The 8,009-nt window shown below is 70.5% G+C and carries 8 protein-coding genes; 4 read left to right on the top strand and 4 right to left on the bottom strand.

Going from position 1 to position 8,009, the window contains the following annotated elements; genetic code table 11:
* Positions 1-56 precede the first annotated feature (56 nt).
* Positions 57-1,202: an ATP-binding protein gene (locus FV218_RS02105; protein ID WP_147708525.1), complete on the bottom strand. Its 1,146-nt coding sequence runs from the start codon at positions 1,200-1,202 to the stop codon at positions 57-59.
* Between the two features lie 84 nt (positions 1,203-1,286).
* Positions 1,287-1,919: a helix-turn-helix transcriptional regulator gene (locus FV218_RS02110; RefSeq protein WP_056094808.1), complete on the bottom strand. Its 633-nt coding sequence runs from the start codon at positions 1,917-1,919 to the stop codon at positions 1,287-1,289.
* Between the two features lie 208 nt (positions 1,920-2,127).
* Between FV218_RS02110 and FV218_RS02115 the strand changes: the two genes are divergently transcribed.
* On the top strand, positions 2,128-2,481 hold the full coding sequence (locus FV218_RS02115; RefSeq protein WP_147708526.1) for a DUF952 domain-containing protein: 354 nt from the start codon (positions 2,128-2,130) through the stop codon (positions 2,479-2,481).
* Positions 2,478-3,557 carry a quinone-dependent dihydroorotate dehydrogenase gene (locus tag FV218_RS02120; protein ID WP_147708527.1) on the top strand — a complete coding sequence of 360 codons (1,080 nt, stop codon included), beginning with the start codon at positions 2,478-2,480 and terminating at the stop codon, positions 3,555-3,557. Before FV218_RS02115 ends, FV218_RS02120 begins: the two co-directional genes overlap by 4 nt.
* Here FV218_RS02120 and FV218_RS02125 read toward each other — a convergent pair.
* Positions 3,554-3,853: a hypothetical protein gene (locus FV218_RS02125; RefSeq protein ID WP_147708528.1), complete on the bottom strand. Its 300-nt coding sequence runs from the start codon at positions 3,851-3,853 to the stop codon at positions 3,554-3,556. The two genes, FV218_RS02120 and FV218_RS02125, sit on opposite strands and share 4 nt — an antisense overlap.
* Before the next feature lie 237 nt (positions 3,854-4,090).
* Between FV218_RS02125 and FV218_RS02130 the strand changes: the two genes are divergently transcribed.
* Together FV218_RS02130 and FV218_RS02135 are read left to right on the top strand one after the other, a co-directional pair.
* Entirely contained in the window at positions 4,091-6,388 is a 2,298-nt protein-coding gene (locus FV218_RS02130) for an FdhF/YdeP family oxidoreductase (protein WP_147708529.1), read from the top strand.
* Entirely contained in the window at positions 6,385-6,690 is a 306-nt protein-coding gene (locus FV218_RS02135) for a hypothetical protein (protein ID WP_147708530.1), read from the top strand. The genes FV218_RS02130 and FV218_RS02135 overlap by 4 nt, the downstream gene beginning before the upstream one ends.
* Positions 6,691-6,824: 134 nt before the next feature.
* Here the strand turns inward: FV218_RS02135 and FV218_RS02140 are convergent, their stop codons facing one another.
* The gene (locus tag FV218_RS02140; RefSeq protein WP_147708531.1) at positions 6,825-7,931 is read right to left on the bottom strand and encodes an alkene reductase; all 1,107 of its coding nucleotides are present in this window, start codon (positions 7,929-7,931) and stop codon (positions 6,825-6,827) included.
* Between the last annotated feature and the right edge of the window lie 78 nt (positions 7,932-8,009).

Genomic DNA, 8,009 nt, shown 5'->3' on the forward strand with positions numbered 1-8,009 from the left:
ATGGTGACGTGTGACGCGCGGTTTTAGTCCACCACACCGAACGCTTTTCGACGTTCTCAGGCCACCGCCGGGAATACCATGCGGACCACGGTGCCCTCACCGGGCTTGCTGTCGAGGGTGACCGTTCCGTTCTGGCGCTTGACCAGACCATGGACGATGGCGAGCCCGGTGCCGCGCCCGGCCTCGCGGCTGGTGATGAACGGGGCCAGGGCCCGCGCGGCCATCTCGGGCGACATGCCCTGGCCCGTATCCGTCACGGTGATCCCCACGGCGCCGTCCCCGGGCCGCTGCAGGGCGCGGTCGCCCACGGGGACCGCGAAGGTCGCGATGGTGATGCGACCTTCCCCCGGCATCGCCTCGCAGGCGTTGGCGACGATGTGATTCAGGGCGAGTTCCACCTGGCGCGGATTGCTCAGGCCGAGGGCGAGCCCCGGAGCGGTGCGAATTTCGAGGGTGATCCGCACGGGCAGGCTCGGGGTCGCTCGCACGCCGAACTCCGTGACGAGGGCGTTCATGTCCACCGGCCGCACGTCCGGCGCGATCCGGCGCGAGAACGCGAGGAGCTGGCGGGTCAGGATCGTCGCCCGCTCGGCCGCGTCCGTGGAGCGCAGGATCGCGCGCTGGATGAACGGCTCGTCGCGGTCGCCGAGGCGGCGCTTGAGCCCGTCGATGTAGCCGATGAGGATCTGGAGGAAGTTGTTGAACTCGTGCGCGACGCTGTTGGTGAGGAGGCCCAGCGCCTCGCGCTGGCGCGACAGGCTGAGCGCACCCTCCGCATCCCGGCGCCGGGACACGTCGATCACCTGCACGATGCGCCGGTTGGTGTCCGGCACCGGCGCCACGAGGATCTCGGCCCAGAACGCCGCGCCGGCCCGGGTGTAGGCCAGGAGCTCGGTACCCTCGGGCGGGGCCTCGGCCAGGGCCGCCACGAGGGCGGCCCGCGCCGCGCGGTCGGTGTCGGGCCCGAGGAGGAAATGGGTGCTGCGGCCGCTCACCGCCCCTGCGTCGTAACCCGTGAGTGCCAGGAAGGCCGGGTTGGCGAAGACGATCCGCTCGCCCTCGGAGGCCGTCTCGACGAGGAGGGTGGGCACACGCGATGCCGTCAGATAGGCCCGCGGCGCCGCATCCGCCCGATGGTCGGATGCTTGCTCGTCCGGCCTCTGGTCGTCCGGTGCCTGATCGTCCGGTGGGGGCGATGCCATGGCCTGTCCGCGCGTGCGAGGGGTCTCTGCCCTCGGGGCCTCAGGCATAGACCGATCGGGCGGCCCGGCAAAGCTGCGACCTTGCTACTGCCGCACCCACATCACGCGGCCGATCCAGGCGATCTCGCCGACATTGACCACCCGGTCGGCATGCTCGGGGTTGAGGGACGCGAGCTCGATGGTCCGGGCCGTACGGCGCTTCAGTTCCTTGGCCAGGACTTCGCCGGCGGCCAGGCGCACCACCACGCGGTCGCCCTTGCGGACGCTCGCCGCGGGCGAGACGATGAGCACGTCGCCGTCGCGGTAGAGGGGCGCCATGGAGTCGCCCTGCACTTCGAGGGCGAAGGCGCGGTCGTCGGCGAGATCGGGGAACTCGATCTCTTCCCAGCCCGGGCCGCCCGTGGGCATGCCCTCGTCTGTGAACAGCCGCCCCGATCCGGCCTGAGTCATGCCCACGAGGGGGATCATGGCGCGGGCCGGCCCGGTCCGGACCTCGATGAGACGCAGGAATTCGTCGAGGCTGGCGCCCGTGGCGGCCAGGACCTTGGCGATGGATTCGGTGGAGGGCCAGCGCTTGCGCCCGTCCGGGCCGATGCGCTTCGACCGGTTGAAGCTCGTCGCATCGAGGCCAGCCCGGCGCGCGAGGCCGGAGGCCGAGAAGCCGTGACGTTCGGCCAGCCGATCGATGGCGGTCCAGATCTGCTCGTGCGACAGCATGACAGGCTCGCGGCGGGAAGTGCGTAAGACGCTCAGCCTACGCGTAGGAAAGTAGAACTAAAATATCCGGAAAGCAACGGTACGGGATCGCACGGACTTGTTCCGGCGTTCCCCCGGCAGGATCGTCCCGTTCGCGGTCGGCCCCGGTTGCGGCGCGCGGGTGCGCGTTCTATCGCCGGGTCAGCGAGCCTCGCGCGCAGGAGACCGGATGCCCCTCGTCTACAAGATCTGTCCGCGCGATCTCTGGGCGACGGCCGAGGCGCGCGGGCGCTTCACCGGGGCGCCCGTGGACGTGGCCGATGGTTTCATCCACTTCTCCACCGCCGCACAGGCCGCCGAGACGGCGGCCCGGCATTTCGCCGGTGCGCGCGACCTCGTCCTCGTCGCCGTCGACACCGACGCCCTCGGGGCGGCGCTCCGCTTCGAGCCCTCGCGCGGGGGCGACCTGTTTCCGCACCTCTACGGTGATCTGTCGCTCGAGGCCGTGCGTGCGGTCCACGATCTGCCGCTCGGGCCGGACGGGCGCCACGTCTTCCCCGAGGCGTTCGGAGACGCCGCATGATCGGCGCGCTGTTTCCCCTGGCCAAACCCCTGCTGCACCGCCTCGATGCCGAGGCGGCCCACAACCTCACCATCCGGGGGCTGTCCCTGCTGCCGACGCGCCGGCCGCCGCCGGACGATGCGCGCCTGGCCGTCGAGGTCCTGGGCCGCCGCTTTCCCAATCCCGTCGGACTGGCCGCGGGCTACGACAAGGGTGCCGAGGTGCCCGACGCGCTCCTCGGCCTCGGCTTCGGCTTCGTCGAGGTCGGCGGCGTGGTCCCCAGGGCCCAGCCCGGCAACCCGGCGCCGCGCGTGTTTCGCTTGAGGGCCGATGGCGCCGTCATCAACCGGTTCGGCCTCAACAGCGAGGGGCTCGACGTGGTGCGCCGCCGCCTCGCGGCCCGTGAGGGCCGGCCCGGCCGGATCGGCGTCAACATCGGCGCCAACAAGGAGGCGACGGACCGCCTCGCCGATTACGTCGCCTGCACGCGGGCCCTGGCGCCGCTGGTGGATTTCGTCACCGTCAACGTGTCCTCGCCCAACACGCCCGGCCTGCGCGACCTCCAGGGCGAAGCGTTCCTCGACGATCTCCTGGCGCGGGTGGTGGAGGCCCGCGACGCGGTCCATCCCGGCACGGCGATCCTGCTCAAGATCGCCCCCGACATCACCCTCGCGGCGCTGGATGCCATGACGGCCACGGCCCTGAAGCGCGGCGTCCAGGCCCTCGTCGTCTCCAACACCACCATCGCGCGGCCGGCGACGCTCGCCGAGACGGCCCTCGCCCGCGAGACCGGCGGCCTCTCCGGCCGGCCGTTGTTCAAGCCCGCGACGCGGTTGCTCGCGCAGACCTACCTGCGGGTGGGGACCAAAATCCCCCTCGTCGGCGTCGGCGGCATCGACTCGGCCGAGGCCGCCTGGACCAAAATTCTGGCGGGCGCGAGTCTGCTCCAGCTCTATTCCGCCCTGGTGTACCAGGGGCCGGGCCTCATCGGGTCCATCAAGGCCGGCCTCGTCGCCCGCTTGGCGGCCGAGGGCGCGGGCAGCCTCTCGGCGGTCGTCGGCCGCGACGCGAAAACCCTGGCGGCGCTGCCGGATTAGACGCGCGCGGCCGGTGCGCGTCGCCGGCCGGTTCCGGCCAGCACCACGCAGGCGGCAAACAGGCCGACCAGCCCCCATTTGACCGGCAGGAGGTCGGCGCCCTCGCTGGCGACGGGATGGCGTGCGAACCGTCCGGGCCCGGTCTCGACGCCCGGTTTGCCCGCCCCCTGTGCGTCCGCGATCTGCTCGGGTGAGATCGCCCATTCGGCGCCGCTCTGGCGGTCGTGCGCCATCATCGCCACGGCGACGGCAATCCCGACGACGATGGCCGCGCTCACCCGTATGGGGGTCCGCATCCGTGTGGTCTCCTCGATGGTTCCGGGTCGGCCCGAGGCCTTTCCCTTGCATACCCCACCTGCGTATGGCGGCGCACCGGCTTAACCCACGCGAAACCACGGGGGACGAACCTTGGCTTGGCGCAAGCGCATGACTGGCCTGCGTTTCTACGCGATTGAGGCGCCGCGGTGCGGTGCGGTAACCCTTCGCGGAAGCGGGTCGCAACGACCTTAGAAGCCTTCCCATCAGGATCGTCCATGGATCACCCGGTCGCGTCTCCCAAGCGTTCGTCCGCCGCCGGCGGCTGGGGTGCGCTGAAAAGCTGTGGCAAGCACCTGCTCGGCAGCCGTGCGCCGCTCTCCGGGGCGCGGACGATGCTGAAGGCCAACCAGCCCGACGGGTTCGACTGTCCGGGCTGCGCCTGGGGCGATCCGGAGCACGGTTCGTCGTTCGAGTTCTGCGAGAACGGCGTCAAGGCGGTGTCGTGGGAGGCCACCGACAAGCGCACGCCGCCGAAGTTCTTCGCCAAGCACACGGTCAGCGAATTGCGCGGCTGGACCGACTACGCCCTGGAGGGCGAGGGCCGGCTCACCCACCCCATGCGCTACGACGCGCAGAGCGACCGCTACGTGCCGACCACCTGGCCCGAGGCCTTCGCGGCCATCGGTGCGAGCCTGCGCGGTCTCGACCATCCCGATCAGGCCGAATTCTACACGTCGGGCCGCGCCTCCAACGAGGCGGCCTACCTCTACCAGCTCTTCGCCCGGCACTACGGCACCAACAACTTCCCCGACTGCTCGAACATGTGCCACGAGGCCAGCGGCATCGCCCTCCAGGCGGCCATCGGCATCGGCAAGGGCACGGTGCTGCTGGAGGATTTCGAGAAGGCCGATGCCATCTTCGTGGTGGGTCAGAACCCCGGCACCAACCATCCGCGCATGCTCGGCGACCTGCGGAAAGCCGCCCAGCGCGGCACCCGCGTGGTGGTGTTCAACCCCGTGCGTGAGCGCGGCCTCGAGCGCTTCGCCGATCCGCAGAACACCGTGGAGATGCTGCGCGGCTCCAGCGCCCCCGTGGCGAGCCACTATTACCAGCCGCGTCTGGGTGGCGACATGGCGGCCTTCCGCGGCATCGCCAAGGCGGTGTTCGCCGCCGACGACGCGGCGCTCGCCGCCGGCAAGGCGTCCGTCCTCGACCGCGCGTTCCTGAGCCATCACACCGCCGGCCTCGCCGCCTACCGTGCTGCCGTCGATGCCACCACCTGGGAGGCCATCGAGGACCAGTCCGGCCTGTCCCGCGCCGACATCGAGGTCGCGGCCGGCGTGTATCTCGGGGCCGACAAGGTGATCTGCACCTGGGCCATGGGCGTCACTCAGCACCGGCATTCCGTCGCCACCATCCGCGAACTCGCCAACGTGATGTTCCTGCGCGGCCATGTCGGGCGTCCCGGCGCGGGCCTCTGCCCCGTGCGCGGCCATTCCAACGTGCAGGGCGACCGCACGGTGGGCATCAACGAGAAGCCCCCCGCCGCCCTCCTCGACGCCCTGGAGACGACCTTCGGCTTCACCGCGCCGCGCAAGCACGGCCACAACGTCATCGCGGCCATCGGCGCCATGCTGGACGGCTCGGCCAAGGCCTTCATCGGACTCGGCGGCAACTTCGCCCGTGCCACGCCGGATACGACCCTCGTCGCAAAGGCCCTGTCGTCGTGCGAGCTCACCGTCCACATCGCGACGAAGCTCAACCACTCGCACCTCGTGCCGGGCCGTGTCGCCTACCTCCTGCCCTGCCTCGGCCGCACGGAGATCGACCGCAACGCCAAGGGCAAGACCCAGATCGTCACGGTCGAGGATTCCATGAGCATGGTCCACGGCTCGGGTGGCATCAACAAGCCGGCCTCGAAGGAACTGCTCTCCGAGATCGCCATCATCGCCGGCATGGCGGCGGCCACCGTCGGCTCCGACCGGGTCGATTGGGCGGCGTTGACCGAGGATTACGATGGCATCCGCGACCTCATCGAGCGCACGATTCCGGGATTCACGGGCTACAACGTCCGGGTGCGGCGCCCGCGCGGCTTCATGCTCCGCAATCTCGCCGCCGAGCGCAACTTCGAGACCGAGACCGGGTTCGCTAACTTCTCCGCCGATGCGCTTCCGGAGGCGACGGAGCACCAGCGGGCCCGCAACGCGCCCGGCACCTTCGTGCTGCAGACCTTCCGCAGCCACGACCAGTACAACACCACCATCTACGGCATGGATGACCGCTATCGCGGCGTCTACGGCGAGCGCCGCGTGGTCTTCGCCCACCCCGACGATCTCGCTGAGATCCGGGCGCTCACGGGCGACCGGGTCGACATCGTCGGCACCCACGACGACGGGGTGACCCGGGTGGCGGAAAGCTTCCGTCTCGTGCCGTTCGACATGCCGCGCGGGTCGCTGGCCGGCTACTACCCCGAACTCAACGTTCTCGTGCCGCTCTCGACCTTCGGCGAGGGCAGCGATACCCCGACCTCGAAATCGGTGATGGTACGGTTGCGCGCCCCGGTCGCCGCGTGAGCGAACCGGCCGCCGACGCCGAAACCTTCCTGGCGGTGACGGAGTCCGTCGCCGCCCTGCAGCCCGGCCTCTCCACCCTCGAGGCGGGCGTGCTCGCGGCCCTGCACCTCAACCTCGCCGCCGACACCCGCAGCTTTTCGCGGGTGTTCGGCGTTGAGCACGCCCTGGTACTGCGGGCAGTTGAAATCCTTGTGGGCGAGGCTGCGCTCCTCACCGTGATCGAGCGGGCAGCCCGCACTCAGCGGACGCGCTATGCCGTTACCGAGACCGGCCGAGCGGTTCTCGACCACTTGCACGGCTGAACCGGTCGGCGGGCAACGTCTCGTCCATTGCCGAGCGCGCGACGGGGCTGCTCTTGCAGGACGCCCCTGCAACGTCGTGCCCGGCACCGAACCCCCACCCCGCGAGCGGGGCGAGGGCGGATGAAGCGAGCGGCCTACCGCGCGATCCGCACCGGCCCGTTCATCCCCGGCCAGTCGGAATACCCGTTGGCGCCGCCGCCGTACCAGTAGGCCTTCGGGGCCTCGGCGAGGGGTGCGCCCGTGCGCAGGCGCTCGACGAGGTCCGGATTGGCAATATAGGGGCGGCCAAAGCTGAACAGATCGGCGCGGCCCTCCGCGAGGTCCTTCTCGGCAAGCTCCAGGGTGTACTGGTTGTTGCCGATATAGGCACCATTGAAGCGCTCCCGGATCCGGCCGAAATCGACTTCGTCGGGCACGTCCCGGGTCTGCTGGGTCACGCCCTCGATGGTGTGGACGTAGAGCAGGCCGAACCCGTTCAGGGCCTCGACATAGGCGCCGAACGTCGCCTTCGGATCGCTATCGAGGGCTGTCTTGCCGGGCTCGGTGGTGGCCGGCGACAGGCGGATGCCGACGCGCTGGCCGCCGCCCCAGACCTCGGTCACGGCCTTCACCACGGCCAGGGGGAAGCGCAGGCGGTTCTCGATGGAGCCGCCGTACCGGTCCGTGCGGTGATTGGTGGAATCGCGCACGAACTGTTCGAGGAGGTAGTTGTTCGCGGAGTGGATCTCGACACCGTCGAAGCCGGCCGCCTTGGCGTTCTCGGCGGCGCGGCGGTAATCCTCGACGATCCCGGGGATTTCGTCCGTCTCCAGGGCACGCGGGGTGACGTGGGGCTGCATGCCCTTTTCGGTGAACGCCATGCCCTCAGGCTTGATCGCCGAGGGCGCGACGGGCAGGCCGCCGTCCGGCTGGACGTCCGGGTGCGAGATGCGGCCCGTATGCCAGAGCTGCAGGAAGATGCGACCCTCATTGGCGTGGACGCCGGCGGTGACCGTCTTCCAGCGCTCGACTTGGGGCTTGGTCCAGATACCCGGCGTCAGGGCGTAGCCCACGGCCTGAGGCGAGATGTTCGTCGCCTCGGAAATGATCAGGCCCGCATTGGCGCGCTGGGCGTAGTAATCGACGGCGAAATCCGGCGGCACGCCGTCGGTCGACGAACGGCTGCGGGTGAGCGGCGCCATGACGACGCGGTTCTTCAAGGCGAGGTCGCCCAGGGTGTAGGGTTCGAGGATCGGGCTCATGCGGGGGGGACGGGTCCTGGTGGGAGCGCACCGCCGTCCGGCGCGCCGTCAGCGGGGAAAGCCCCGCTTCCCCGCCCC

It is taken from the genome of Methylobacterium sp. WL69, from assembly GCF_008039485.1.
Classification (GTDB): Bacteria; Pseudomonadota; Alphaproteobacteria; order Rhizobiales; family Beijerinckiaceae; genus Methylobacterium.

What these genes read in the sequence shown, in the direction of transcription:
- FV218_RS02120 (WP_147708527.1), top strand. Translation starts at nt 2,478, where the DNA reads ATGATCGGCGCGCTGTTTCCCCTGGCCAAACCCCTGCTGCACCGCCTC.
- FV218_RS02105 (WP_147708525.1), bottom strand. Translation starts at nt 1,202, where the DNA reads ATGGCATCGCCCCCACCGGACGATCAGGCACCGGACGACCAGAGGCCG.
- FV218_RS02130 (WP_147708529.1), top strand. Translation starts at nt 4,091, where the DNA reads ATGGATCACCCGGTCGCGTCTCCCAAGCGTTCGTCCGCCGCCGGCGGC.
- FV218_RS02110 (WP_056094808.1), bottom strand. Translation starts at nt 1,919, where the DNA reads ATGCTGTCGCACGAGCAGATCTGGACCGCCATCGATCGGCTGGCCGAA.
- FV218_RS02125 (WP_147708528.1), bottom strand. Translation starts at nt 3,853, where the DNA reads ATGCGGACCCCCATACGGGTGAGCGCGGCCATCGTCGTCGGGATTGCC.
- FV218_RS02115 (WP_147708526.1), top strand. Translation starts at nt 2,128, where the DNA reads ATGCCCCTCGTCTACAAGATCTGTCCGCGCGATCTCTGGGCGACGGCC.
- FV218_RS02140 (WP_147708531.1), bottom strand. Translation starts at nt 7,931, where the DNA reads ATGAGCCCGATCCTCGAACCCTACACCCTGGGCGACCTCGCCTTGAAG.